This is a genomic window from Sorangium aterium, from assembly GCF_028368935.1.
Taxonomy (GTDB): domain Bacteria; phylum Myxococcota_A; class Polyangia; order Polyangiales; family Polyangiaceae; genus Sorangium; species Sorangium atrum.
In genome coordinates this window covers 3,265,316-3,291,770 of sequence record NZ_JAQNDK010000001.1, presented here as the reverse complement: position 1 = coordinate 3,291,770, position 26,455 = coordinate 3,265,316, and the positions used below count along the sequence as shown (strand labels likewise).

18 protein-coding genes are annotated in these 26,455 nt (G+C 67.4%); 5 read left to right on the top strand and 13 right to left on the bottom strand.

Annotated elements, in window-relative coordinates:
* Positions 1-148 precede the first annotated feature (148 nt).
* Positions 149-3,805, bottom strand: coding sequence for an ATP-dependent RNA helicase HrpA (gene hrpA, locus POL72_RS12155; protein ID WP_373372169.1), 3,657 nt, complete (start codon positions 3,803-3,805; stop codon positions 149-151).
* Positions 3,806-4,360: 555 nt separating this feature from the next.
* Here hrpA and POL72_RS12150 point away from each other — a divergent pair.
* Complete coding sequence (locus tag POL72_RS12150) at positions 4,361-6,259, top strand: hypothetical protein (RefSeq protein WP_272095309.1); 1,899 nt, start codon at positions 4,361-4,363, stop codon at positions 6,257-6,259.
* A gap of 82 nt (positions 6,260-6,341) precedes the next feature.
* Here the strand turns inward: POL72_RS12150 and POL72_RS12145 are convergent, their stop codons facing one another.
* From POL72_RS12145 to POL72_RS12125, 5 genes are all read right to left on the bottom strand, one after another.
* The gene (locus POL72_RS12145) at positions 6,342-8,171 is read right to left on the bottom strand and encodes a glycoside hydrolase family 28 protein (protein ID WP_272095308.1); all 1,830 of its coding nucleotides are present in this window, start codon (positions 8,169-8,171) and stop codon (positions 6,342-6,344) included.
* A 380-nt stretch (positions 8,172-8,551) separates the two neighbouring features.
* On the bottom strand, positions 8,552-8,707 hold the full coding sequence (locus POL72_RS12140) for a hypothetical protein (RefSeq protein WP_272095307.1): 156 nt from the start codon (positions 8,705-8,707) through the stop codon (positions 8,552-8,554).
* 126 nt (positions 8,708-8,833) lie between these two features.
* Positions 8,834-9,715 carry an alpha/beta hydrolase gene (locus tag POL72_RS12135; protein ID WP_272095306.1) on the bottom strand — a complete coding sequence of 294 codons (882 nt, stop codon included), beginning with the start codon at positions 9,713-9,715 and terminating at the stop codon, positions 8,834-8,836.
* A 199-nt stretch (positions 9,716-9,914) separates the two neighbouring features.
* Positions 9,915-11,255 (bottom strand): LLM class flavin-dependent oxidoreductase, encoded by a 1,341-nt coding sequence (locus POL72_RS12130; protein WP_272095305.1) that lies wholly within the window; start codon positions 11,253-11,255, stop codon positions 9,915-9,917.
* Between the two features lie 271 nt (positions 11,256-11,526).
* A complete protein-coding gene (locus tag POL72_RS12125) occupies positions 11,527-11,691 on the bottom strand; it encodes a hypothetical protein (protein ID WP_272095304.1) in 165 nt (54 codons plus the stop codon).
* Positions 11,692-11,788: 97 nt separating this feature from the next.
* Between POL72_RS12125 and POL72_RS12120 the strand changes: the two genes are divergently transcribed.
* Positions 11,789-13,930 carry a choice-of-anchor Q domain-containing protein gene (locus tag POL72_RS12120; protein ID WP_272095303.1) on the top strand — a complete coding sequence of 714 codons (2,142 nt, stop codon included), beginning with the start codon at positions 11,789-11,791 and terminating at the stop codon, positions 13,928-13,930.
* 291 nt (positions 13,931-14,221) lie between these two features.
* Here POL72_RS12120 and POL72_RS12115 read toward each other — a convergent pair whose 3' ends face one another.
* On the bottom strand, positions 14,222-16,087 hold the full coding sequence (locus POL72_RS12115) for an enoyl-CoA hydratase-related protein (RefSeq protein ID WP_272095302.1): 1,866 nt from the start codon (positions 16,085-16,087) through the stop codon (positions 14,222-14,224).
* Positions 16,068-16,886 (bottom strand): GlxA family transcriptional regulator, encoded by an 819-nt coding sequence (locus POL72_RS12110; RefSeq protein WP_272095301.1) that lies wholly within the window; start codon positions 16,884-16,886, stop codon positions 16,068-16,070. The genes POL72_RS12115 and POL72_RS12110 overlap by 20 nt, the downstream gene beginning before the upstream one ends.
* A 347-nt stretch (positions 16,887-17,233) precedes the next feature.
* Between POL72_RS12110 and POL72_RS12105 the strand changes: the two genes are divergently transcribed.
* The gene (locus tag POL72_RS12105) at positions 17,234-17,449 is read left to right on the top strand and encodes a hypothetical protein (RefSeq protein ID WP_272095300.1); all 216 of its coding nucleotides are present in this window, start codon (positions 17,234-17,236) and stop codon (positions 17,447-17,449) included.
* 158 nt (positions 17,450-17,607) lie between these two features.
* Here POL72_RS12105 and POL72_RS12100 read toward each other — a convergent pair whose 3' ends face one another.
* From POL72_RS12100 to POL72_RS12090, 3 genes are all read right to left on the bottom strand, one after another.
* Positions 17,608-19,809 carry a hypothetical protein gene (locus tag POL72_RS12100; RefSeq protein ID WP_272095298.1) on the bottom strand — a complete coding sequence of 734 codons (2,202 nt, stop codon included), beginning with the start codon at positions 19,807-19,809 and terminating at the stop codon, positions 17,608-17,610.
* Between the two features lie 483 nt (positions 19,810-20,292).
* Positions 20,293-20,475, bottom strand: a complete 183-nt coding sequence (locus POL72_RS12095; RefSeq protein ID WP_272095297.1) for a type 2 periplasmic-binding domain-containing protein — start codon at positions 20,473-20,475, stop codon at positions 20,293-20,295.
* A 192-nt stretch (positions 20,476-20,667) separates the two neighbouring features.
* Positions 20,668-21,177, bottom strand: a complete 510-nt coding sequence (locus POL72_RS12090) for a hypothetical protein (protein ID WP_272095296.1) — start codon at positions 21,175-21,177, stop codon at positions 20,668-20,670.
* Between the two features lie 336 nt (positions 21,178-21,513).
* Between POL72_RS12090 and POL72_RS12085 the strand changes: the two genes are divergently transcribed.
* Complete coding sequence (locus POL72_RS12085; RefSeq protein WP_272095295.1) at positions 21,514-23,112, top strand: jacalin-like lectin; 1,599 nt, start codon at positions 21,514-21,516, stop codon at positions 23,110-23,112.
* A 615-nt stretch (positions 23,113-23,727) separates the two neighbouring features.
* Here the strand turns inward: POL72_RS12085 and POL72_RS12080 are convergent.
* Complete coding sequence (locus POL72_RS12080; protein ID WP_272095294.1) at positions 23,728-24,480, bottom strand: SDR family NAD(P)-dependent oxidoreductase; 753 nt, start codon at positions 24,478-24,480, stop codon at positions 23,728-23,730.
* Positions 24,468-24,734, bottom strand: a complete 267-nt coding sequence (locus tag POL72_RS12075; RefSeq protein WP_272095293.1) for a TetR/AcrR family transcriptional regulator — start codon at positions 24,732-24,734, stop codon at positions 24,468-24,470. The genes POL72_RS12080 and POL72_RS12075 overlap by 13 nt, the downstream gene beginning before the upstream one ends.
* Positions 24,735-25,604: 870 nt before the next feature.
* On the opposite strand from POL72_RS12075, the gene POL72_RS12070 reads away from it, so the two are divergent.
* Positions 25,605-26,333 carry a hypothetical protein gene (locus POL72_RS12070; protein WP_272095292.1) on the top strand — a complete coding sequence of 243 codons (729 nt, stop codon included), beginning with the start codon at positions 25,605-25,607 and terminating at the stop codon, positions 26,331-26,333.
* Positions 26,334-26,455 lie beyond the last annotated feature (122 nt).

The window sequence follows — 26,455 nt, the reverse complement described above, 5'->3', positions numbered from 1 at the left end:
AGCGGGTGCGCCGCGGCCAAGCGGGCGTACGTCTTAAGGAAAAACCCGGTCGGGGAAACCGGCGGCGGCCGTGCGTCGGACGGGGCGCGGCGCGCGGCGCGGTCGTGGGGCCCTGTTCGGGGCCGTGGTCGCGCGCGTCCCTGCGCCGCTATCCCAGCAGCCGCTTCCACTGCTCCGTCAGCCGCTGCGCCGACACGGGGACAGCCGCCTTCAGCTCGGGCGCGAAGAGCGACACCCGGAGCTCCTCGATCAGCCAGCGGAACGACTCGAGCTCTTCCGCGGGCACGCCCTTGTCGCGCAGCCCCTGCTGGTGCTTGAGGTAGTCCTGCCAGAACGGCAGCACCTGCGCGGCCTTGCTCTGGTCCTTTTGCGGCCCGTTGGGCAGCCGCTCGAGCCGGATCTGCGCGGCGCGCAGGTACCGGGGCAGGTGCGCGAGCCGATCGAGCGGCGCGCGCGAGAAGAGCCCGACCGGCAGCAGGAAGTCGACCTGCGTGCGCACGTCGTCGAGCGCCGGCCTCGGCGCGCCCGGCTTCCCCGTCATCGACCGGAGCATCGCCTGCACGCGGTCGACCTCGACGCCGATCTCCCGCGCCAGCCCCGCGAGCTTCCCCAGCACGCCCTGCAGCGACCCGCGGCCCTTGTCCAGGCGCGCGAGGAACGCGGCCTTCGTCCTCGGAAAGGCGCCGGGATCGCCGAGCTGGAACGCCTCGTCGAGCGCGCGCAGCGCGATCTGCCGGGCGAGGCCTGGCTCGCCCGGGGCCACCTTGGCGCCGAGGCCGCTCACGGCCACGGCGCTCCGCAGCGGCTGCTCGAGCTGGCTCATCTTGCCCCCGAGCTGCAGCAAGAGGAGCCGCCGCAGCCCGGCGCGCGTCGCCTCGGCCGCCGCGGCCCTCGAGGCGAGCACGCGCACCGACACGGACGTCTCCCCGTCGATCAGCGCCGGGTAGCCGAACACCTTGTGGCGCCCGGCGTCGACCTGGACGCGCTCGGGCAGCGCCTCGACGCTGAACGACGTGAGCCCGTCCCGCTCCAGGCCCGCCTTGCCGACCCTCGCCCAGGCCTCACGCGCCCGGCCGGAAAGCCGCTCCTTGAGCTCCCGGAGCTCGCGCCCCTCGCCGATCACCCGGCCGTCCTCGTCGACCACGCGGAAATAGAAGCGCAGGTACGGCGGCAGATCCTGGGGCCGGAACGCGTCGGCGGGCACGCGCTCGGCGGTGCGGTCCTCGACCGCGCGCGCGAGGACGGCCCGCAGCGGGCCCTGGAACGGCCGTAGCTCCGCCGCGATCTCCCGGGCGACCTCGCGGAGGGGGGCGAGCGGGACGAGCGCTTTGCGGAGCGATTTCGGCAGCGACTCGAGCAGCTGCGCGATCTTCTCGGCGTGCCACCCGGGGATCATCCACTCGAGCTCGTCGGGATCGGCCTGCGGCAGGAGCACGAGCGGCAGCGAGAGGGAGATGCCGTCGTCGTCCTCGCCCGGATCGAAGCGGTACGAGAGCGGCACGGCGGCGCCGTAGAGCTCGAGCGAATCGGGGAAGCGCTCGGGCGTGAGCTCCGCGGCCTCGTCGAGCAGGACGTCGGCGAGCGACAGGTGGAGCGCCCGCGGGTCCTCCGCCTCGGCCTCCTTCCGCCACGCCTCGAACGTCTTGCCGCTATAAACGCCCTCGGGGACGCGCCGGTCGAAGAAGAGCTCGAGCGCGTGCTCGTCGGCCAGCATCTCGCTCCTCCTCGCCTTGTCGCGCAGCCGGCTGACCTCCTCGAAGAGCCGCCGGTTCGCGTCCATGAACGGCGCGCGCGTCGCGTACTCCTGCCGGACCAGCGCGTGGAGGAGGAAGATCTGGCGCGCGGACTTCGGGTCGATCGCCCCGAAGTCGACCCGCCGATCCCGCGCGATCGGCAGCCCGTACAGCGTCACCTGCTCCCGCGCCATCACGGCCGCCGGCTTCGCGGCCCAGTGCGGGTCGCTGTGGCTGCGCTTGCAGAGCGGCCCGGCCGCGGCCTCGATCCACGCGGGATCGACGGCGGCCGCCATCCGGGCGAAGAGCTGCGACGTCTCGACCAGCTCGGCGGCCATGATCCACGCGGGCGGCTTCTTCGCGAGGCCCGACGAGGGGTGGAGCTGGAAGCGCGTCTGCCGGGCGCCCAGGTAGACCTTGTTCTCCTGGTTCCACATGCCGATGCGGCTGAGCAGCCCGGGCAGCAGCGCGCGGTGGATGGCGTCGCCCTTCGCGGGCGCGTCGTTCGGCGAGAACTCCATCTCCTTCGTGATCCGGCTGATCTGACGGTGCACGTCGGCCCACTCGCGCATGCGGAGGTACGAGACGAAATGGTCGCGGCAGGCCTTCCTGAGCTGGTTCTGGGTCAGCCGGCCCTGCGCGTCCTGGTAGAAGCTCCACAGCTTCAGGAGCCCCACGAAATCCGAGGCCTCGTCCTTGAACTTCCGGTGCGCGTCGTCGGCCTGCTTCTGGGCGGCGAGCGGCCGCTCCCGCGGATCCTGCACGCCGAGCGCGGCGGCGATGATCAGCACCTCGGCCAGCGCCCCCTCGCTCTCGCCGCCCAGGACCATCCGGCCGAGCCGCGGGTCGAGCGGCAGCCGCGCGAGCTTCCTGCCGATGTCCGTGAGCTCAGCCGCGTCGTCGAGGGCGCCGAGCTCCTCGAGGACCCTGTAGCCCTCGTCCACGGCGCGCTTCGACGGCGCGTCGAGGAAGGGGAAATCCTCGATGGCGCCGAGCCCGAGCGCCTTCATCTGGAGGATGACGCCCGAGAGGCCGACGCGCAGGATCTCCGGATCGGTGTACGCGGGCCGCCCCCGGTCGTCCTGCTCGTCGTAGAGCCGGAAGCACACGCCGCTCTGCACGCGGCCCGCGCGCCCCTTGCGCTGATCGGCGCTCGCGCGCGAGATGGGCTCGATCTGGAGCTGGGTGACGCCCGTGCGCGGGCTGTAGCGGTTGACGCGGGCGAGCCCGGAGTCGATGACGTACACGATGCCCGGGATGGTGAGCGACGTCTCCGCGACGTTGGTCGCGAGCACGATCCGCCGCCCCGGCAAGGACTGGAACACGCGCTGCTGGTCGCCCTGAGGGAGCCGCCCGTAGAGCGGCAGCAGCGTCGTGTGCGGCAGGCCGTGGCGCGTGAGCTCGGCCATGGTGTCGTGGATCTCCCGCTCTCCGGGGAGGAAGACGAGGATGTCCCCGCGCGGATCGATCGAGGTGATCTCCTCGACCGTGGCGGCGACGGCGTCGGCGATCTCGGCCTCCCCGCTCTCCGGGCGGCGGTGGATGACCTCCACGGGGTACGTGCGGCCGGAGACCTCGATGACCGGAGCGCCGCCGAAGTAGGCCGCGAACCTGTCGGTCTCGAGCGTCGCGGAGCTGACGATGACGCGGAGATCCGGGCGCCTTGGCAGCAGGCGCTTGAGGTAGCCGAGCAGGAAATCGATGTTGAGGCTGCGCTCGTGGGCCTCGTCGATGATGAGCGTGTCGTAGCCCGAGAGCCGCGGATCGCCCTGGATCTCGGCGAGGACGATGCCGTCGGTCATGTACTTGACGTACGTGGCCGGGCTCGTCCTGTCCGAGAAGCGGATCTTGTAGCCGACCTCCTTGCCGAGCTCGACGCCGAGCTCCTTGGCGACGCGGGCCGCGACGCTGGTCGCGGCGATGCGGCGCGGCTGCGTGACGCCGATCCGCGCGGAGAGGCCGCGGCCCATGGCCAGGCAAATCTTGGGGAGCTGCGTGGTCTTACCCGAGCCGGTCTCGCCCGCGACGATGACGACCTGGTGCGCCTCGATGGCCCGGGCGATATCGAGCACCCGCGCCGAGATGGGCAGCTCCTCGGGAAAGCGGACCGGGCCCCCCGAAGCGGGCGGGGACGAGGTCCGGCCGCTGGAAGCGGGCGTAGCGGATGACTGCTCTTGCGGAAAGCGGGGGCTCACGGTGCGCGAGGGGGTAGCACCTCCCGCCGCGGGATGCCGTCCGAAGCCGCTCGCTCGCCACCCCGCGCGCCCCTCGACGGACCCCTGCGGACGAAGATGGAGGGATGCGCGGTATGACAGCGCGACGCGCGAGCGCGCGGCGCGGAACCGTCGGCATTCTCCTCGGAGAGGTGCCCCGGTCGATAGGCAACAAAAAGGGCGAAACACGAGTCAAGAACGGTTTGGGATTCCTTCTCCCCTGATCGTCGTGGACAGCCACGTTGATCTCGCTGGAGCCGATCTCGACGCCCTCGTCGCGCCCTCGACGTCAGCGCCCCGAGATGTCCGCTGGCGACCCTCGATCGCCGTCCTCCGAGCCTTGACAGTTTCCTTGTACTACAGAACATTAGGCCGCTGTTTACTGCCATCAACCGACTCGGGGGGAGGTCACAGATGAAGTTGCGCGACAGAGGACTGTCGGCAGGCGGTTCGTCGCTGGTCATGCTGGGCGTGTTGCTGATTGCAGGCAGCAGCGAGGCCGCCACGTGGTACGTCAAGGCTGATCCGCCGCATGCAGGCAACGGCTCGAAGAATCGGCCCTTCAACTCGTTACAGGCCCTGGAGGCTCGCTCCGGCCCCGGCGACACCCTTTATGTAATTCAGTCCCATGGCGTGCTCGACGGTGGGATTCAGCTGAAGGACGGACAACAGCTGATTGGATTGGGCCCCAAGGTGACGGTCGCCAACCCCCATAGCGCCCGCGCGACGCTCACCAATACGAGCGGCGCCCGCTACGACGGAGACGTGATCCGGCTGGCCAAGAACAACGTGGTTCGGAACATCCATATCGACAACGCGTTCCGCTCATCGATTCTCGGCATCAACGCCGAGAATCCATGTATCGAGGACAACCTGATGACCAACGACATGGCGGTCCACGATCTGCCCGAGATCGAGGGGCCGCCGCCCTCGACGTGCAGCGGCACGACGTGCGCCGGCGAATGGCCGAATGGCTACATCCTCTTCGCGCCTCAGACGAACCACTTCGGCGCCATTACGCTGGTGTCGTGCGGTCCGGACGCGCGGGGGACGCCGCTGCTCGATCCGCAGCTGCAGGCGCAGAGCTACTGCAGCTTTCTCGGCGCGCCGGGATCGATCGCCGACGCTGGGACCGTCGACATCAAGCGCAACGTGATTCGCGACAGCAATTCTGACGGGATCATGCTCATCGACGACACGGGCGTGACCTCCACGTTCGACGTCGATCACAACGTCATCAAGGACCTGTCGCAGGACCTTCCCGATCCGACGACGATCGGGATCACCGACCACGTGGTCCGGTCGAGAGGCATCACGCTCATCACGATCGACCACTCCGTATCGAACTTGGAGTTGACCAACTACGACGCGTCGAACCTCTCGCCGTTCGGAACGTTCGCGGCCGATGGCCTGGTGTTCCTGGCCTGCGGCTACAGCCCCCTCGTGGACGCGGACGTGTGGGACGTCTCGATCAGCAATCCGTTCCTCACGGGCGACAACGCCAACGGCGATTCGATCGAGATCCAGCACCACGCGAGCGCGGACGGCATCCTGAACGTCGACATTCGCCGTGCTCATCTGAGCGATCCAGCGAGCACGAACGTCAAGCTCATCGATGCCGCCAACCCGCAGAACGGCACCTACAATGTCTCGATCAGCGACTCCGTCCTCAGCAACAGGAACACGAACGGCATCTACGACCCCGTGACCAACAACAACGGCAACGAGGACGCGCAAATTCGGTACAGCGGGACGGAAATGCCTCAGACCAAGGCGATTAATCTCACCGTTCGGAACGTCGACATCTCGGGCCTCGGCCGCGGGATCGGTTTGAGGGTGGCACCGACCCGGACCGTGAACACGAACAAGATCGACCAGCTTCACGTCCTGGTCGAGAACTCCTCGTTCGAGAACCTGACGGGAGAAGCCGTTTACTGGTCGCAGTCGAGCTCCGTGCCGATTGGAGCGGATGGCGGGGCTGTCATCGATCTGGGCGGCGGGACGCTCGGGAGCGTCGGGAACAATCGCTTCGTCAACAATGGCGTACCCGGCAATCTGCCGCCAGGAGTGAATCCAGCCGGCATCGATCCTGTCGCCCCGGTCGACGGAGATGTGTCGGTGTCGTTCTCGCCGGCAGACGTGGTTCCGGACTCGCGCATTTACCTGTTCGCCGAGCACAACTACTGGGGAGGCGGGGCGCCGGTCATCTCGACGACCCCGGGCGGGGCGCCGATCACGGACATCTATTTCACGCCACCTGGTGTCGTCTTCGAGGGCGTCACCGATTACTTGACCGTGGATCCGCGGCCCTAGCGCTCGAAAGCACGTAGGTGCCTGCCCACGCAACGGGTGCCTGGGAAAGCCAACTCCGGAGGAGTTGGCTTTCGGCGTTCTTTCACTTGAACGTGATGTTGGACACGTACTGGTTCACGTTCCAGCCGTTTCGACCCGTGACCTTGTTGCCCTGGATGGTGAAATTGTCGAAGTGAATCCCATTGAAGTTCACGGTGCTCGACTTGCCGTGAATGTAGATCTCTTTGTTCACGGCAGAGGCAACATTGTTGATGAACACTTCCTTGACCGTGGCCCGGTTGGGAGCGTTGCGCCAGGTTGCCGTTGCATCTTCTTCGAAGTCGATGATCCTGCCGTCGACCGTCTCGACCCTGACGTCCTGCCAGGTGATGTTCTGGATGACAGCGGTGTCGTCCGCGTTGATCCCGAGGGCCCGGCCGGCCTTGACGATGTCGAGGTCTTTGAAGGTGATATCCTCGATCACCTGGCCGTAGGTCTTGGTTCCGATCTTCGTCGCCGCTGAGTTGCTGTAGGCAACCACCTTCTCATAGGTGATGGCCTTGGTGTCCAGCTTGCCTTCTTGCTCGCGCTTCGGCGACATGCTGTCATCACCGCTGTAGATGAAGGCGTTGTAGAGCTTACCGTTCGTGGAGCAGTCGAAGTCCACTCCGTCGGTTTGGTTGTAAGCTGTTGTGGTGGGGCGGCGATTGATCACCTTGAAGTTCTGGATGGTCACCTTGTCGCTGTCGAAGATCAGCGTGTTCCAGAAGACTGGATCGCGCACGACGATGCCGTCGACCAACACGTCCGTGCTGTCGTCGATCCGGAGGGTGTTGATCTTGAAAGAGGGTGTATCGTTGTTGGTGCCACGGATCTTCGAGCCGTTGCCGTCGATCACCCCCCGACCGAGGATCTTCGTGTTGCTCACCTTGTTCATGTGAACCACGCCGTGGGAGGTGTTTTCGACGGCCGGTGCGCCCGTGCCATTGTAGTCGCCCGTGCTGGTCGAACCGTCCAGGATGGCGCCGGCCGCCAGATACATGGTCATGTTGCTCTTCAGCCACAACTCCCCGGTCTTGTAGCGTCCCGGAGGCACGTAGAGGATGTTCTGCGCGGATCCGGAGGCGGCGTCGATGGCGGACTGCACCTTGGAGGTGACGAGCGCTGCGCCCGTGTTGTCCACGCCGTAGTCTGCGAGGCTCTTCACGTCGGCGTCGCCCAATTTCGGCGGATCGATCTCTTGGTCGTCAATGAGGACGAACAGCAATTCCTTCGAGGCGATCTGCAGGATCAAGTAGTTGGGCCCGCTGTCGAAGGTGAGCGTGTCACCGTTTTTGGTCGCCGACAGCATTCGGCTCTTCGGGCTCAAGGTGTAGGAGCTGAAGCCGCCGTTCACCGTGACGGCGACGGTCGCCTTGCAGCCGCTTGCCACGCCGAAGTGGGCGTAGTGCACCTGCATCTCCTGGCCAAACTTGGTCATCTTTTCGACGAATTGCGCCGCCCCGTTGGCCGTCACCGTATAGAGCGGGCTCTCGGAGGCGCCCGGAAGGGTAGGGTAGGTCATCACTGCCCCGCCGGAATCGCAATCGATGGGCGCGGCCCCGCCGGAGCCTCCACCACCCGTCTCACCGCCCGAGCCTCCACCCGTCTCACCGCCCGAACCCGAGGTAGCCCCACCATCCGCGGCACTGCCGCCCGCGTTGGTCGCACTGCCGCTTCCGCCTGCGCCATTGCCGCCGACCTCACCTCCGCCGGTGCCCGCTCCTCCGCCGGTGCCCGCTCCTCCGCCGGCTGTGCCGCCGCCCGAACCTGGAGGAATGACCGTGCCGCCGCTGCTCGTTCCGCCTCCGCCGTCATCGCCGGTTCCAGAGCAGCCTGCTCCGAAAGCCAACGAGACGCCCACTGCGAGGCCCATCATGGTAGAAAGGTTCATCTTTGCTCCTCCAAACCGCAGCGGCCACCTTGGCGCTCGCGCGTCAATATTGCAGTGACGCAAGCGGATAGGACAAGCAAACACGCTCCGCAAAGTCGAGATTCTCGGAGCCGTTCCTGACTCGTGCAGTCCGAGTGTACGAGATCATCGACAGAACAATCCTCATGCGATGAGACAGGCCTTCCACTCGTGAAACGCCTGCGATTACCGCGACGTAGCACCAAGCGGAAGGCATCCTACCGTATAGCTGTACCGTACTGAGCTCGTCCCAACGGCCGCCGTCGCGGTTCGCGGCGCGTCGAATCCAACATCAGCCCACGGCAGCACAGCGCCCAGCGCAGTCGACACCCGCTCGCGCTCGACCTCGCCATGCACCATCGTCAGCAGCGGCCTGGAACGTCGGTCGGCTCGCCGAGCGCGGTGAGGAAGCGGGCGATGTTGCTCGGTTCGGTGATCATGGCGACGAGCTTCATCCTGCCCTTGCAGGCCGGGCACTCGAGGACATCGAGCGCCATACCGCATGTCCACTTGTACACCCAGAAGCTTCTCAGTCGGCGCCGCTGCGGACATGGGGCCTCCCGGCGCTCCGCGAGGGTGCGAGCGTCCTGCCCTGAGCTACCCCCCTTGCGCGTCCCGCGCAGAAGTCGACGAGCGCGCCCGCTTCAAGGCGCCGGCGCCGCGTTCCCGAGGCCGTCGGCGGCCCGCCCCATCCGCTCCAAGATCTCGCCCACTTCCTCGTCGGAGGTGTCGTGCTCGACCCCGGCGTACTCGCGCAGCTCCGCGGTGTACCCGGCGAGCCGCAGCTCGGCGATCGAGGCGCGCGCGCCTCGGGTCGGCACCGCCAGGTCGGAGGCGCCGTGGAAGGCGGTGACCGGCGGAAGCGTCGCCGGGCGCGGCCCCGAGCTCAGCGCCGCCGACGGGTAGAGCGACGGCGGGAGCAGACCGCTGATGGGGAAGGCGGCCGCCAGCGCCTCGGGGTGGGTGACCGCCAGGGCAAAGGTCATGATGCCGCCCTGCGAGAAGCCGGTGACGAGGGGCTGGCCGACAGTGGGGCGGGCGGCTACCAGGGCGGCGAGCGCGGCGGCGATCCGATCTGCTTCTCGCGTGACCAGGGGGGCGGCGACGTCGTCGCTGACGGAGTCGTACCAGATGTACATCCCGCCGCTCGGGTGGCCGTACGGGAGGATGAGCCGGGCGCGGCGGCGGTAGCGCCGGAGCAGCTGTAGGAAGTCCGCGGGGTCCCCGCCCATGGGGTGCAGCGCGACGATCATAGGCACCCGCTCGTCGGGTCGCGCCCCGCCCGTCATGTGCTCGAGGTAGCGCACGCCCGCGATCTCGCCCCGGATGGTGCTCCCCGGCGCTCCCACCGGCGGCGGAGGCGCGACCGGCCCCGCTGACGGCGTCTCCGACGACGGACGCGCGGCCGCCGATCCCGCTGGGGGAGCCGGCGCCGGCTCGCGGCTGCATCCAGGCCCCGCCGGGAGGACCACGCCGATGGAGAGGAGCAGGCGCAAGCGAAGGGGAGCGGCCGACGGGTGGCGCATCGGTACAAGAGAATCGTGACGTTGCGGAGCGGGTTGGCTTGTCCTATCCGCAGGGACCCTCGCCGGAGTCGGGACGGAAGACGGAGGCCTCGGTCTGCCCGTCTCGGGTCTTCAAGGTGACTGTAGCACGTGACATCGTTATCCTCGTGCGCGACGGCTGGGGAGTTGACGGGTTATCGAACGGGCGCCCCGGCAGCGCTCAGCGCGCCGCGGCGGCGGTCGGAAAGAAGCGGTTGGGGGGCCGCGCGAGCCCCAGGTTCTCGCGCAGCGTTCGCCCTTCGTACTCACGCCGGAACAGGCCCCGGCGCTGGAGCTCGGGGACGACGCGATCGACGAAATCGTCGAGGCCGCCCGGCAAGTAGGGGAACATGATGTTGAAGCCGTCGCAGCCGTTCTGGACCAGCCACTCTTCCATCTGGTCCGCGATGGTCCCGGGCGTGCCGACGAACGCGAGCCCCCCGAAGCCGCCGAGGCGCTGCGCGAGCTGCCGCACCGTCAGCCTTTCTCGACGCGCCAGCTCGATCGCGCGTTCGCGCCCGCTCTGGCCGGCGTTCGTGGGCGGGATCTCGGGGAGCGGCGCGTCCGGATCGAACCGCGATGCGTCGCAGCCGAGCGCGATCGAGAGCGAGGCGATGCTGCTGTCGAAGTGCACGAGGCTGTCGAGCCGCGCGCGCTTCTCCTGCGCCTCCTGGACGGTGTCCCCCACGACGACCAGCGCGCCCGGCAAGATCTTGAGCGTGTCGGGGTGCCGCCCCAGGCGCTCCAGCCTGCCCTTGACGTCGGCGTAGAAGCGGCGCGCGCCTTCCAGCGTGGATTGCGCCGCGAACACGACCTCTGCGGTCTCGGCCGCGAGCTGCCGGCCTGCTTCCGAGGCGCCCGCCTGCACGATCACCGGCCAGCCCTGGACCGGGCGCGCGATGTTCAAGGGACCGCGCACCGAGTAGTGCTTGCCCCGGTGATCCAGGACGTGCAGGCGCGCCGCGTCGAAGTAGATCCCGGCCTCGACGTCGCGCACGAACGCATCGTCGGCGAAGCTGTCCCAGAGCCCGGTGACCACGTCGAAGAACTCGCGCGCGCGCCGGTAGCGCTCGTCGTGCTCGACGTGCTCGGTGAGCCCGAAGTTCAGGGCTGCGTCCGGGTTCGCGGTGGTGACGATGTTCCAGCCGGCGCGCCCGCCGCTCAGGTGATCGAGGGACGCAAAGCGCCGGGCCACGTGGAACGGCTGATCGAACGTTGTCGACGCGGTCGCCACCAGGCCGATGTGCTCGGTGGCGCCGGCGAGCGCGGAGAGCAGCGTGAACGGCTCGAACGACGTGACCGTATGGCTGCGCGCGAGGGCGTTGAGCGGCATGTTCAACACGGCCAGGTGATCGGCCATGAAGAACGCGTCGAAGCGAGCCTGCTCCAGGCGTTGCGCGAAGCGCTTGAGGTGCGCGAAGTTGAAGTTCGCGTCCGGGTAGGCCCCTGGGTAGCGCCAGGCGCCGGTGTGAATGCTGACCGGGCGCATGAACGCGCCCAGCTTCAGGGTGCGTGCGACCACCGTTGAACCCCGAGCCGCGCGAGCGGCCACTTCGAGCATTTCGCCTTCATGCGGAGTGTCTACTATAGCGGATGCTACGACGCTAGGGCGGATGGCGACCCGGGTTGGCCGACCAGCGGCGGCCCGGCGGCCTGACCCAGGTTGCGGCCGGCGACCCGACCCAGGTTGCCGGCGGGCGGCCCGACCCAGGTTGCGGCGAGCGGCGACTCGACCAGGTTGGATTGCACGCAGTCAGAAATCTCTGTCAGGTTGAAATCCACTGTCACCAGCCTTATTCGCTCGCGCTGAAACCCTCCTCGCCCCCGACGCTCGCGAACCGACGGCTGTCCGAACGATGCGCAACCGTACGATCGTTGCGCAAGATCGCGTGATCGCTCAAGCCATCGAATCGCGCCATCGAGGTGATCGCCTCGTCGTTCCCCACGATGAGCGTCATGGCCGCCTGCTTGCAATGTCCTCGCGTCGAAGCACCTGGCGCACGCGTCGTGTACGCGACTCCAGCGTCATCAGCCAAACAACGAGGACCACGACCCATGAACCGATCGCGCAAGAACCGAATGACTCCCACGATGCAGCGGTACGCTCCGCCGGGCGCCCTGCTGCTCGCCGTCGGGCTCTTTCCCGCATGCGCGACGCAAGGCGGACCCGATGAGTCCGACTCCGACACGCTCGGCGCCGGGCTCGCCTCGAGCGCGACGATGACCTGCTCGAAGCTGACCGTCCTCAAGGGGTCCACCGGAGGCCAGGGCGCTCAGGCCCTGGCGACGAAAGATCTGAGCGGCACGGCCGACACGTGGAGCAAGTATGTCGAGTTCAACCCCGGCAGCCAGGCTCAGTGCGAGTACGCATTGCCGGCCGGCGCCTCGGACGCCGACGTCTCGGCGCTCAGCCTGTCGGTGAACTACCGAGGACCCGCGAAGGCCCAGATGCTCTGGACCTTCGACGCCTGGGACTACAGCACCAGCACCTGGGTCAAGATCGGCGACAACGCGTTCGCTTCATCCTGGGCCTGGAGCGCCGCCACCCTCGCGCTCCCGTCCCCGCACGCTCGGTTCGTGTCGGGCGGCAAGCTCAAGATCCGCTATGGAACCACGAGCACCGCCGACGCGTCCGACGTCGACCTGCTGGTCCTCAACGCCACCCTCACCAGCGGGCCGCCGCCCGAGTGCGTCCCCGAGACCGACGCGCAGCTCTGCTCGCGGCTCGCCAGGAGCTGCGGCCCGCTCTCCGCCAATGACAGCTGCGGCAACCCCCACACCGTGGCGAGCTGTGGAACGTGCTCTGGCACCCAGACGTGCGGCGGTGGCGGGTCGCCTGGCGTGTGCGGCGACGCCGGCTCCACCTCCGACCCCGACCCCACCCCCAGCCCGGTGGCCGGAGCGTGCGGCGACCGCTCGAGCGGCAGGACCATCACCGTCGCGCCATCGGGCGGCGACCACAGGACGATCCAAGCCGGCCTCAACGCGGCGGCCGCGGGCGACACCGTTGTCGTCAAGGCGGGCACCTACAACGAGAAGGTCTCCTTCACGAGGAGCGGCACCGCTGCAGCCGGCTGCATCACCCTCAAGGGCGAGGCCGGCGCGATCCTCGACGGGACGGGCAAGAGCGGCGTCGGCATCGACATCTCCAGCAAGAACTACATCAAGGTCACCGGCATGACGGTGCAGAACTTCAAGGGCAGCGGCGACACGCCGATGGGCATCAGCGTGAGCGGCAGCTCGAGCTTCCTCGAGATCCACAATAACCTCGTGCACCACATCGAGAGCTCCCAGGACGCCCACGGCATCGCCTTCTACGGGACGTCCGCGACGCCGATGACCGACCTCCTCATCGACGGGAACGAGATCCGGAACTGCAAGCTCGGCTCGAGCGAGGCGATGGTCCTCAACGGCAACGTCACCAAGTTCGTCGTCTCGCGCAACACGGTCCATGACAACGACAACATCGGCATCGACTTCATCGGCTTCGAGGGCACCGGCCCCTCGGGCTCGGACCAGGCGAGGGACGGCGTGTGCGTGGACAACATCGTCTACAACATCTCCTCGGCCGGAAACCCCGCGTACGACGGCGAGCGGTCGGCTGACGGCATCTACGTCGACGGCGGCAAGGACATCGTCATCGAGCGAAACAAGGTGGACTCGAGCGACATCGGCATCGAGATTGCCAGCGAGCACGCGGGCAAGACCACCAGCAACATCACCGTGCGGAACAACTTCGTGTCGCGGAGTTACCAGGGCAACATCATGATCGGCGGCTACGACACGAGCAGGGGCAACGCGGCGGACATCGCGGTGCTGAGCAACACGCTCTACCAGGGCGCCGGCGGCGAGATCATCCTCCAGAACAACTCGAACGGCGTGCTCATCCAGAACAACATCCTCCGCGCCACGTCGGGCAACGACTACGTGAGCAGCGGCAGCAACAACAGGAACGTGACCGTCGACAACAACATCTTCTTCGGCGCGAGCCGCAGCTCGGCGGGCGCCTTCTCCGACCCGCACGCGAGGTTCGTCGACCCGCTCCTCGTCGGGCCCCCGTCCGACCTCCACCTGACCAGCGGCTCGCCGGCCGTCGACGCTGGCATCGATCTGGGCAGCCGGAGCGGCGCCACCGACATCGACGGCGGCGCGCGGACGAGCGGCACGCGCATCGACATCGGCGCCGACGAGCGCTGAGGCCGCGCCGACTCCGCGAGGCGCGGGGTCACGCAGGCCGGGTCGGGCGCCGTCGCCAGCAGGGTACAGCTATACGGTAGGATGCCTTCCGCTTGGTGCTGCGTCGCGGTAATCGCAGGCGTTTCACGAGTGGAAGGCCTGTCTGAATGAGCGCCGACAGCCCCCGATCCGGCGCCTGAGATCAGCGCAACCTGCCCTCGATATCATATCATCCCACGTTCGCTGACTGTCGAAATAGGTCTTCATCCGCCGGGCGAGCGTGGGGGTTCTTCGCTCGCGGGCGCGAGCCCATCACGGTGTCGCGGCGAGGGCAACGGCTTCCCAGCCGATGGACGCGAAGGAACGGCGGTTACGGCCCAGCCCGGGCGCATCGGCGCAATGGGCGTTGCCGCAGGCCGCATCCAGGTTCGTCACGCATTTCAGCAGGCCGACCTTGGGCACTTTCCGGACGAAAGCGCTGCGGGCGAGGTGGTAGGCCGGGGCCTCGCCCCAGATATTCCGGCGCATCTCCGCCAGTTCCTCTTCCCGGTAAGCCGCCAGCGGTTTCCGCCGCTCGTCGGCGGCCCGTTCGGCCCGCTTGCGCTCCAGCCAGGCGTGATGATGGCCGCTGCTGGCCAGCCGCTCGGCGATGCGGCCGATCTGCTCGTGGAACTGGGAGAAATGGCCGTCGCCCAGGTCGTCCTGCACGATGATGTCATCCACCAGGCCGATCGCCTTGGCCTCGCGGATGCCGAGCGGCAGGCAGCGCTCGGTGAGCTCCACGGCCTTGGCCAAGCCCACCCGCTTCGGCAGGGAATAGGTCCAGTATTCGGAACCGTAGAGCCCTCCCATGCCTTTGTAATGCGGGTTGAGGACGATGCCGTCGCGGGCGAGCACCCGGTCGGCGGCCAGGGCCATCATCACCCCGCCGGCTCCGGCGCTGCCGTACATGGCGGCGATCACGATCTGGTCGGATGCGGTCAGGATGGCCTCGCAGAGGTCATCCATGGCATTGATGTTGTTCCAGGACTCCCGGGCCGGGTCGGCGGCGGCCTCGATCAGGTTGAGGTGGATGCCGTTGGACCAGAAATCCCGCCCGCCCTGCAGGACGATGACCCGGGTGGGGCGGCGGCGGGCGAACAATACAGCCTGCTCCAGGCGCCGGCAGTGGTCGGTGCCCATGGCGCCGTTGTAGAAACGGAAATTCACGTAGCCGACGCTGTTCTTCTCCTCGTACCAGATGTCGCGGAAAGTCTTGCCCCGGGTGAGGGCGTCGATGACGAGCGGCAGCTCCGGCACCTCCTGCATCGCATCGGGACCCAGCACCATGGCCGCAGGCAGCTTGAACCGCCGCTCCTCCGGGCCGTTCTTCGGCCTCAGGTGGGAAATCCACACGGCCCCGTCCACCGCTGCCCGACAGATGGCGCCATGGCGCTGGGCGATGATGTCCCCCGGCTTGCCCACCAGTGCGCTCTCCTCGTGGGCACCGAAGAGATAGACCTCTTGGCCGGCGATCTCGTCCAGCACCCCCGGTGCGCCGTCCCCGGTCCGCACCTTGCGGAGGATGTCCGCCACCCGGTCCGACTCCCAGTCGACGCGGCGCTGGGCCTGCTTCAGCACAGGCCGGAAATGGCCCATGGGCTCGGCCCGCGAGTAGTCCAGGGGCGCCGGCACGAACATCCGGCTCTCGAAGCGCTGGACCGCCACCTCCATGGCATTCACCGCGCAGCGGGTGATCTCGTCCCGATACAGGCTGCTCTTGCTGCCCTCGCGCATGGCGCAGCGGTAGGTGGCCCAGATGGGGCCGGAATCCATGTGCTCGACCGCCTCCACGACGGTCACACCCCACGCGGTTTCCCCGTTGTAAATGGCCCAGTCCAGGGAACTGGGACCACGGTCGCCGACGATGCCCGGGTGGACGATCAGGCAGAGCGTTCGGCTCCAGATGTCACGCGGAATGACATGGGCCAGCATGGGGCAGAGAATCAGATCGGGCCTGAACTGCGCGACCACTTCGCGCATCGCTCCCGCGGTCGTCGCCGCGGCAACACCCACCCGATGGCGATCCTTGAAGAGCACGTACGCCTGCTGGGTCAGGCTGTTGAAGCTGCTGGATAGCAATAGTAGTCGCATGGTTGCTCCGGACGGTTGATGGGCTTCAACAGGATTGATTGCCATGGAAAGTACCGTCGGAATGGCGGCTCATGTGCATGCGCCGCGCCAGGGCGTCGACGCTCAGGTTGGCCTCGGGATGGGCGTCGATCCAGGCCTGCAGCTCCCGGAAATCCCGCCGGGCGCCGGAGCTGTTGTGCAGGGCCACGTTGAACTGGGACTGCCCACCGGGTCGGTTGGGGAAGACCAGCAGCCAGCGCCCCACCATGGCGGTCGCCTCCGGCCCGAAATCCTCCTCGATCATGCAGAGGGCGAGGTCCATGCCCGCCGTGACGCCACCCGAGCTGTAGCGGGAGCCGTCACGGAGGGCGAGACGATCAGGTTCCACCCGGATGTCCGGGTATTCCTCTGCTAGTTGCTGGCACCAGTGCCAGTGGGTGGTGGCGCGGCAGCCGTTCAGCAGCCCGGCCTCGGCCAGCAGAAAGGCGCCGGTGCAGACCGAGCCGATCCGCCGCACCCGCTGGTCCATGCTCCGGACCCAGTCCACCAGGACCGGATTGATGCGGGCCCGGTCGATCCCAATGCCGCCCGTCACCAGCAACGTGTCGATGTCGTTCCCCACATCGGCAAGGTCATGGTCCGCAATGATCTGGAGCCCTGACATGGTCCTGATGGGTCCCGCCCGCTCGGCGATCACCGAAAATCGGTACGCCATCCAATCGGGATTGCAGGTGAGGTGGAGCCAGCAGTTGACGAAGGAGAATACTTCCAGTGGACCGCACACATCCAGGATCTGGCAGTCGGGGAAAGCCAGCATGGCAATGTGGCGGGTCTTCGGTGAGGTCGTCGGGGTGATGTCGGTCACGGCCACCTCCTCGGACTGGGATTCCGCGCCGATTGGGGCCTGGGCTGGATGGTGCGGCGGCTTGCGCCTGTCGGCAATGTCAAAGATCCCACCTTATCTGCCAACGACCAGCCTCGGCGCCGGGATTCGTATCGCGCGCTCTTGTCCTGCCTGACCGACGCGGGCGGTAGCCGCACCTGAAAGAGGCCGCGCGCCGGGCGATCCCTGGGTATCAGGCTAGTTGTCGCTTTCCTGGATCTAGCAAGGGTAGAAGGACCTGGATAGGGCGGAGTTGGAGCCCGCGTGCGACGACCGTATTCAGCAGCACTTCGAGCCAAGATGATCCAGCGAATGACCGGTCCCAACAGGTGACGGCAACGGAGCTCGCTCGTGAGGTCAAGATCCCGCAGCCGACCTTGTCAAAGTGGCATGCCCTCTCTCAAGCAGTCATGCCGCAGGGAGGAACGCCCAACGACCTCAAGCAGCTCGCCGGACCGGTACGATCGGCCGGCGACAAGGTCCGCATCGTGCCGGCTGCCGAGCGGCTCTCCGACAACGAACTGGGCGCGTTGCTGAGGCGCTAAGGCGTGCACACGAGCGAGTTGGAGGCGTGCGGTAGTGGTCCTGCCGGCGCGCGCGTCCGGGATCTACGCCGCGGCGATGCTGGGTTCGCTGGCGACCGCGATCCTGCTGTGGCGGCGCGAGTCCGCGCCCCGCGCCGCCCAGGCGTCTCAGGATCGCGTCAAAGGGTCGTGATCGTCACGTCGTCGAAGCGCACGTCGCTCATCGCCCACGAGAACAGGGCGACCGAACCCCACGCGTACGTCACCTCGCTCGGCACCGCCAGCACCACCTGATCATTGACCTTGATCCGGTGCGTCGTCCCCTCGCGCTCGACCCGCACCGTCATCCATGCGTTCTGCGGCGGCACATAGCTCGTGTTGACCGCGAGCTCGGTGAAGACGCCGTTGTCCACCCGGACCAGGCGCGCGACGCTCAAGCTCGCGTCGAACATCACCCGGTAGTAGCTCGAGCCGGTGTCGTTGATGGCGTACATGAGGCCGAAGCCGTCGGGGTCGCCCGCGTAGATCTTCGCCGAGAGCGCTCCCTGCCCGAAGGCCGTGTGGCGCGCGACGAGGTAGGTCCCGCGCATGTCGACTGCCCCGTCGGCCGCGGTCTGGGGGTAATCGAACGCGCTGCCCGTCTCGGTCGCCGCTCCGCCTACCCCCTTCCAGCTCGGCAAGCTGTCGGTGACGCCCTCGTTGATCACGGTCCAGACGCTCGGCGCGACGCCTTGATCGAACGTCTCTTTGAAGGGGATGGTGCCCAGCTTGGCCACGTTGACCGAGCTCAGGTCCACGGTGACGACGGAGCCGGCCGCCTTCCCGCATGAGGTGGTCTTGATCTCCTCCCAGAGGACGTAATCGTGGGAGACCCAGGTGTGCCGCACCGACTGCAGGTTGACGTTCTCCACCGGGTAAAGCGACTGATCCTGGAGGCTCGCCGCGTAGATACCCTCGTATTCGTCCGTGAGCGTGCTCTTGGCGAGGTTGGGCAGGCCGTAGAGGCCGCCCCACGTGTCGTTGTGGAGGTCCTCCCATTTCTTGTAAGAATGCCCGCTCACCGAGGCCAGCTTGTATTGCCAGCCGAAGATCGAACCCGAGGAGAAATCGATCACGTCGAAGTCGTTCAAGGACTGAGAGGCCTGCTCGCTCACATCGAAGCTGAAGCTCGTGGACGGCCCCTCGACGCCCACGCCCGCGCCGACCGAGAACCCGTTCGACGTGGTGAACGTCGAGGACTCGTTGGCCGAGTGGGGCCTGTGGGCGTAGGGCGAGAGGCCCCCCGACAGGGGACGAAGCGAGTGCTGGAGGGCCTCCTGGAAGTAGCCGCGGTTGTTTCCCGAGTTCCACTTGAGCCCGCCGGGGTTGTACTGGGTGCCATTGCCCGCGAAGACGACGTATTTGCCCTCCGGCGCGTTGGAGGCGAGGAGCGTCACCGTGAAGTTGCGGTCGATGACGGAGCGCTGGCCGTCGTCGCCGCACTCCCAGTTGATGGAGGGGGACGTCACGTTGTACGAGCGGTAGGTACCCTCGGGCAGAGGCTCGGTCACGAGCTGGGCGAGCGCGTGGGTCTTGTGGTCCGCGAGCAGGCCCTTGATCTCGGCGAGGAGCTCGCCCCGGGCAGGTAACGCCGCCTGCGCGACCTCGGACCTGGAGGCGACCCGGGGCTTTGCGTCGATGGTGATGGGCTCGGCCTCCGGCGCCGCGTCGAACAGCGCGTCGAGCTCGGCCTCGCTCCTTTCGAGCCTCTTTCCGAGCTCGGCCCGCTCGTCCGCGGTCATCCGGGCGTACCTCGCCTTCGCGGAGGCCGGCAAGCGCACCGAGCTGTGCTCCTCGGTCTCCTCGCCGGTGACGTCGCCAAAGACGCGCACGTCGAAGCGCTGGCCGCCTGGGCTGGGCGCCGCGTAGATGACTTGCGCGGACATCCCGATGCCCAGCGCCAGCGCGACCTTCTCGGCGTCGCGCGCGTTCTCGAGGATCACAGGCACCCCCGCGAGGCGCGCTGCCCGGAGCAGGGACGCGTAGGAGCGGATGTCGTCGGCGCTCGCGGCCTCGGCGTCGATGAGCACGGCGGACGCCTCTGCCAGGCGGCTCGCGGGGCTCGGATCCGCGATGAGGTCCGCCCGGAACCTCGAAGGGGCGCCGTCCACGAGCTCCGCGAGCAGAGGGGCCTTTTCGCGTCGAATGGACGTGAGAGCGACGACAGGGCCCGTCGTGACAGCGGCCGGCTCCGCGGCCGGGTCGCTGGGCTCCTCGGCGTCCGGTTCGTGGTCAAGGAAAGGATCCGCCTGGGTCTCCGGGGCAAGGCCCCCGCAGCCCGCGGCGGTCAGGAGGGTGAGGGCCAGGGGAGAGAGGCGAGCCAGAAAGGTGAATTGTCGCATGGGGGTCCTCCCGGAACATTCGTTGCAGGGTGAGGTCGGACGCGCGGGCGGTGGGGGCGCCGATGCCCCTCGCTCCACGCGCTTCAAACCTTTTCCGCAAACGGAGAGGAAAACCCGACACGGGCTCGGTCGATTTCTGGATCGACCGAGCCCGCGCTCTCCGAGCCCCGCGGCGCGCTACGGAGGCTCGATCGGGGGTACTGCCGGGCCGCCGCGACGGCCGAGGCGGGGCGGGCGGTCGACGCGGGGGCGTCGGCCCCGCCGGGGGCGACGGACGCGGGCCCCTGGGACGCGACCAGCGTGGCGAGCGTCAGCGGGGCTGCTCGGCCGGGGCGCTGTCCGGATCGGTGCGCGGCGCGCTCGGCCGGGAGGACGGTAGCGGCGAGGGGTCCACCGCCGAATTCACGCGACGGCGCCGGCGGTGTCAACGTCCGCCTTGCCCGCGCACGAGGCGCGCAGGGCGCGGGCCGATCACGGCGGCTGTCACTGCTGCTCGCGAAAGAACTCGATGCTTTGCCTCATCGCCTCCGGGACGGAGGTGAAATGATCCCCCGCGACCGGCACCACCTTGACGTCGAGCCCGCTGCGCTGCGCCAGGAGGGCGAGCCGCTGGCTCGCGGGGCCGAAGAAGCGCTCTCCGCCGGACAGCCCGTGGTACAGCCGCACCGGGCACCGAAAGCTCGTCGCATACGCGACCGCATTGGCCGCACTCGTGGTTGAGCGCGACCGGCCCTGCTGGTCCCACGGCAGCCGGTCCTCCCCAAAGCTCGGGGCGCTGATCGAGCGCGACTTTGCCTGGTGCTGGGCGGTAAACACGTACGGCAGGAGATACTAGGCAAGACCCGTCCGAGAACCGCTCTAATAGCCGAGCTCGAGATTGTTGTTCATCGCGAACTGCCCCTGGAAGAGGTCCGTGATCTCGACGATCTGGTTTGCCGGAATACCCTGGCCCACCAGGTTGGCGATGTCCCGCTGGTAGTCCGGATCGGCGGGGCCGTTGTGCGCATAGGCGATGTAGACCGTGTTGTATTGCGCGGGGGCCACGCCGATCGCCGTCATCGCTTCCTGGAAATAAGCCGGGGAGACAGCCCCAGCGTTGGCGTGGAATACATAGCCGGTGGTGGACGAGCTGGAGAAATAACACACCGCGACGCAGGTCATCGCGCCGTAGGCGAGGGCAACCTCCTCGTCGGGCCCCAGCGCCACCGTAGCGCCTTCATTGGTATTGAGCAGTTTGGTGCGCCCAGCGGTGCGATGGAGATACGGGAACGCGATGCCGGCAGGCGGCACGATGCTCGCCGCATGGAAGACGCTGCTGAACGTGACAGGCTTCTGGCCGATGTTCCTGGCAGCAGCGATGATTGGCATGGTGTTCTCCTTCGAATGTGCCTTCATGTCGAGATTCCGGCGTGCAGCCCGTTCCAATTCGAAGCGGCATGCCCGCCATCGGCGCCCGTCGTCTCGATCGGCCCAGACGCCACACCCCAAGCATGCTCCAGCGGCGAAGCTCTGTAAATGGCTGGAACCGACCGGAGGGTCTCGTTGCTCGACCGCGAGGGACCGCGGATTTGTACCGCGACCGTCAGAGAGCGGTGAATTGCGCAAGCCTTACACGTCGGTGCGGGCGCGGAGGTTGCAGCGGACGGAACGGGGGACGGCGCGTTCCATATCGGCTGTGGCGCCGTCGCCGGAAGGGATGGATTTATGGCCACCAAAACAGAGCGCAGGGAAGCGGGGCAGGGAAGGCCGGCGCTGGTCTCTTTGACGAGCCCGGCAGTGGTCCTCCAGGGTTACGACAGCGTCAACGGCGACGCCCGGCAGACCGCCCTCAAAGGCGAGACCGCCTCCACCGGAGCCAACGTTATTATGTACCATCGGATCTGCACGGACCTCGAGAGCCTGAGCCAGGCGCTGCAGATCAACCAGTCGCTCTCGGTCGGCATGGCGTCCGTGGGCAGCGTCGACGAGAAAATGGAGTTCATCCACAACCTCACGGTCACGACCTACAGCGTCTCGATCGTGGTCTACGTCAGCAAGATCATCAGCACCGAGACGGTCACCAATGCCTGGATCAAGGACGATGTTGTACCACCCACGGACGACGCGGCGCTCAACGAGTTCTTCCAAATCTACGGCGATTCCTACGTGTCCGCGCTGACCCGCGGCGGCGAGTATTACGCCGTGTACACGTTCCACTCGCAAACCCAGGACGAGCAGACGAACGTCAAGGCGACGATCAATGCCCATGGAGTCGTGGGCGGGACGAACATCAGCACCGACCTGCAGATCCAGCTCGACGAGATCCGCAAGAGTACCCAGGTATACGTGGAGGTGCAGCAAGGGGTGCGGGGTGTCGCCAATCTGGAGCTCCCGAAGGATGAGGAGATCGTCGAATTCGCCCGGACCTTTCCGACGCGAGACCTCACCGCGCCGGTCATCACCAGCTTCCAGTCCGCCGGCTACGAGACCATCAAGGGGATCGGCACCCACTTCTCCAAGGTAAAGAACAACCGCCTCAAGTTCGTGGGCACCAAGGTGAAGCCTGGTCTCTCGGCCAAACTGGCGTACGTCCTGATGCTGAAGAATCAGATCGATCTGCTCCACCAGATCTATGATTTCTACGGCGGACACTCGGACACCGCCCTCGATCAGGTGGCAAACGAGGTCGATGCGGATCTGGACGCCATCGACAATACGATGAATGATTATTCGAATGATCCCACCGCGGAGCTCGAGCATCCCGACCTCAAGTCGCTGAGCCACAAGAAGATACCGATGCTCAACTACAGCACCTTCTACACGCCCTATTACGGGAGCCCCGATCAGGGAGTAGGCTTCCCCTTCGATGACGTCGACAACATCGGCAGCTACCTCCAGCTGCGGACGCATATCACGTCGATCCAGTTCTGGGCCACCGATCAGGTCTTCAAGTTTGTCACCAGGTACGCGGACACGAGCAAGGAGTCTGAAAAAGTTCACGGCGGCGATTTCGGCACCCCGAGCAACGTGCTCTCGCTCCAGACCGGGCAGTACGTCCAGCAGATCACCGGGACGTCCGCCGTGAACAGCACCGGTAACGTCAGTATCACGTCCCTTGGGATCACGGCCACCAACAGCGACGGCAGCAATCCCAGCACCGTGCAAGGCGGCATCCCCGCGGGGGTCACCTTCGCCTCCTTGAGGCCGGCCGATACCTTCGTCCTGGGATTCCGTGGCAGGAACCGCAACGAGCTCCACGCCCTCGGGCTCGTCTGCGCAAAGTTCTTGGATGCAACCTGGCAAAAGGCGCCCTGGAAAATCTAGACCTCCTCGACGGGCCAGTAGCCTCTTCCATCCGAAGTTCGTGCATGACCTACAAGACTTCGGCGCGCGTCCCAGAGCGTGACGCCTCAGAAGTGCAAGACCGAGCCATGCCTTTGAACACTGACGCCTGGGATCACCTGACCGCTGTTCGACGCACCGATGAGCAGCGCCATGAAGATGGAGGGGCTTTCGCGAGATTTGCGGCTCGTCGACCTCATGGTGCCAGAGCTCGATGCGGTCCCGCGGGACGCCGAGGAGCAGGAGCACCAGCGCCATGCTGTCCTTGCCGCCCGAGAGTCGCGCGGCGTACTACCCAGCGGGTCGTAGCGATCCTGAGCAAGCACCGTCGCTCGCTCGACGGGCTGCCGGGGAACGCTCCGTAACCGGCCCCTTCGCACAGATCGAACGTCTCCCAGGGGCGGCGGTGACCAGCCGCTCCAGCGCGTCGGCCACCGTCCCGAGGTGGAGCGTCGCGCCACCTTCGACGAGCGCGCCCGCTGGTCGCGTGGCCGCCTGCGCCGACGCCCCGGGGCGAGGTGTTCACGCCGCCATCCTGGGCGCGGGCGGGCTATCCCGGAAGGTGGGGCTCACGCAGCGGAGTTGACGTCACGACGTTCACACCGCGACGACCCCGCCGTCCACGAACAGCTCGGCGCCCGCGACGTAGCTGCTGTCGTCCGACGCCAGGTAGAGCACGGCCTTGGCGACCTCCTCCGCGCCCCCGAACCGCCCGAGCGGCACGGACTGACTGAGGGCCGAGATCTGCGCCTCTGCAGCCTCTGTGTGGCCGCCGACGAAGCGGCGCATGCCCGGCGTGTCGATGGCCCCCGCCGAGACCACGTTCACGCGGATGCCGGAGCCTCTCAGGTCGGTCGTCCAGGTCCGCGCGAACGAGCGCACGGCGGCCTTGGTGGCGTTGTAGACCGACTGATTCGGGAAGCCTTTGCTCCCGCTCATCGAGCCGTTGAGGACGACGACCCCTCCGCTCTTCATGAGAGGCAGGGCCTTCTGCACCGTGAAGAGCAGCCCTTTGACGTTCGCGCCGAAAATGCGGTCGAAGTGGTCTTCGTCGATCGCGCCCATCGTCGCGACCCCGGAGATGCCGGCGTTGGCGAACACGACGTCGAGTTTGCCCTGCTCTCGCCGGATCCGCGCGAAGAGCCGGTCGAGGTCGGCCAGGTTGGCGACGTCGCCCTGGACGCCGACGGCGCCGCCTCCGATCTCCTCGACCGCTTCGTCGAGCCTCTCTTGCCTCCGACCCGTGACGTAGACGGTGGCTCCCTCCGCGACGAAGAGCTTCGCCGTCGCGAGCCCGATGCCGTCGCTCCCACCCGTCACCACCGCGACCTTCCCGTTCAATTTCGCCATTGGACGCTCGCTCCTTGTGGATGCGCACCCCCGATATTCACACTGTGAACATAGTCCGCGCTCGCGACCGCCGTGAGCAGCGCGGACTTGCTGTCGAAGTGCCGGTAGGTCGCGTTCGCCGAGACCCCGAGCGTCCGGGCGGCGTCGCGGAGGCTGAAGCCCTCCGCGCCGGAGGTGCGCACGAGCTCGGTCGCGGTCTCCACCAGCGCATTGCGCAGATCTCCGTGGTGATAGGCGGCCTTGGCGTCCGTCATCCAACGGAGGGTGACACCGTGAACCTCGCGCGTAAAGCGCCCCGTGGCTCGCCGACGACTTGCAGGTGGAGGCGTCGAGCAGCCAGCGCGTCGTGCCGGTCGCGTCTTCGTTGCAGCGTTCGGTGACCACGATGTCGACTCGACCGTTGCCGTTCAGGTCCATCAGCACAAACTCGGGACGATCCGCGTCGGCGCTGCACGCGAGCGTGCCGCTCAAGCAGCGCTGCGCCCGCAAGCACTGACCTCCCCGCGTGGTCTTCACCGGGTAAGTTCACCGGCGCGAGTCGCGCTTTTCACCGGCGCTCGGCGCGTCTTCATCGGCATCGCCGTGCGTTCTTCACCAGTGAACTTCACCAAACGGCTGCATACGAGATGAATACGTCAATCGGGACGTCTGCAGGAACCACGAGGATAGCGTAACGGGAAGGAGCCAGGCGGACGAGCGGAGCGGGCTTTCATCAAAGCCTTTCGTTGTCATCCAGATGCTGGCGAGCCTGTACATCGAAGAGGGCTGGCCCCGAGGTGCAAGGCTTGTCCTCCGGCATCCGTCCTGTACGAGGACCGGCTGCATCCGCACCGGTCGAATGGCATGGATCGCTGGAGACGCCATTGCGTCGTCCCAGACCGAACGCTTCGACGAGGCGCCCGTCCCCGCCGGCCCTGGCCGGCCAGCGCGACCAATTTGCCGAGGGGGGAAGGAGAATTCAATCCTGTTCGTGGTAGGTTCACGCATTGCGCGCCTGCCCGAACGACGATGCAGCTCCGCTCGCATCCTTCGGCGGAGCCGTCCTCGAGCGCCGCGTGGACACGCAGGTGAACATTCTCGTTGATGGAGGCCCGATGATACGGATGAGGCTTCTTGGATTGTTGATGGCCGGCCTCTCGCTCTCGCTCGTGGCATGCGGCGATGGCGAAGGGAGCAATGGGGGGAAGGCCGGCGGCGAGACCGGCGGCGGAAGCGACAGCGGCGGCGGAAGCGACAGCGGCGGCGGGACCGACACCGGCGGCGGAAGCGACACCGGCGGCGTGACCGGCACCGGCGGCGGGACCGACACCGGCGGCGGAAGCGACAGCGGCGGCGGGACCGACACCGGCGGCGGAACCGATACCGGCGGCGGGAGCGACACCGGAGACGGAAGCGACACCGGCAGCGGAAGCGACACCGGCGGCGGGACCGACACTGGCAGCGGAACCGACACCGGCGGCGGGGATCCTCTCGACGGCGAGCAGCTCGGCGAGCTGACGGCCGCAGAGGCCCAGCAGGTGTGCGACGCCGTCACCGGGTCACTCGACCTCTCGAAGGAGGACCTGTGCGACCTCACCGGGGTGCTCGCCAGCGTCGTGGATGGAACGGACTGCGAGACCGCCAGGGCGGATTGCATCCGAGCTCCGGAGGCGCCCGAGCCGACCGGCTCGTGCGACACGGCCGGCTTCGTGGGGTGCACCGCCACGGTCGCGGAGCTCAAGGCCTGCATGATCGCCACGGGCGACGCCTTCGAGGCGATCACGTGTGCGTCGTCCATCGACGACTTCTCGCCGCAACCCGCGGCGTGCGCGGCCGTCAACGTGAAATGCCCGGGGCTCCTCGCAGGCGCCTGAGCAGGAGCGCGGGGGCGAGGTCGAGATGCGCCCCCTCGCGCGTGAGCTCGGCTACAGCCAGAAGCACGTGATCGGCCTGTTCCGCGAGCACGTCGGCGTCCCCCCAAGCTCCTCGCACGCCT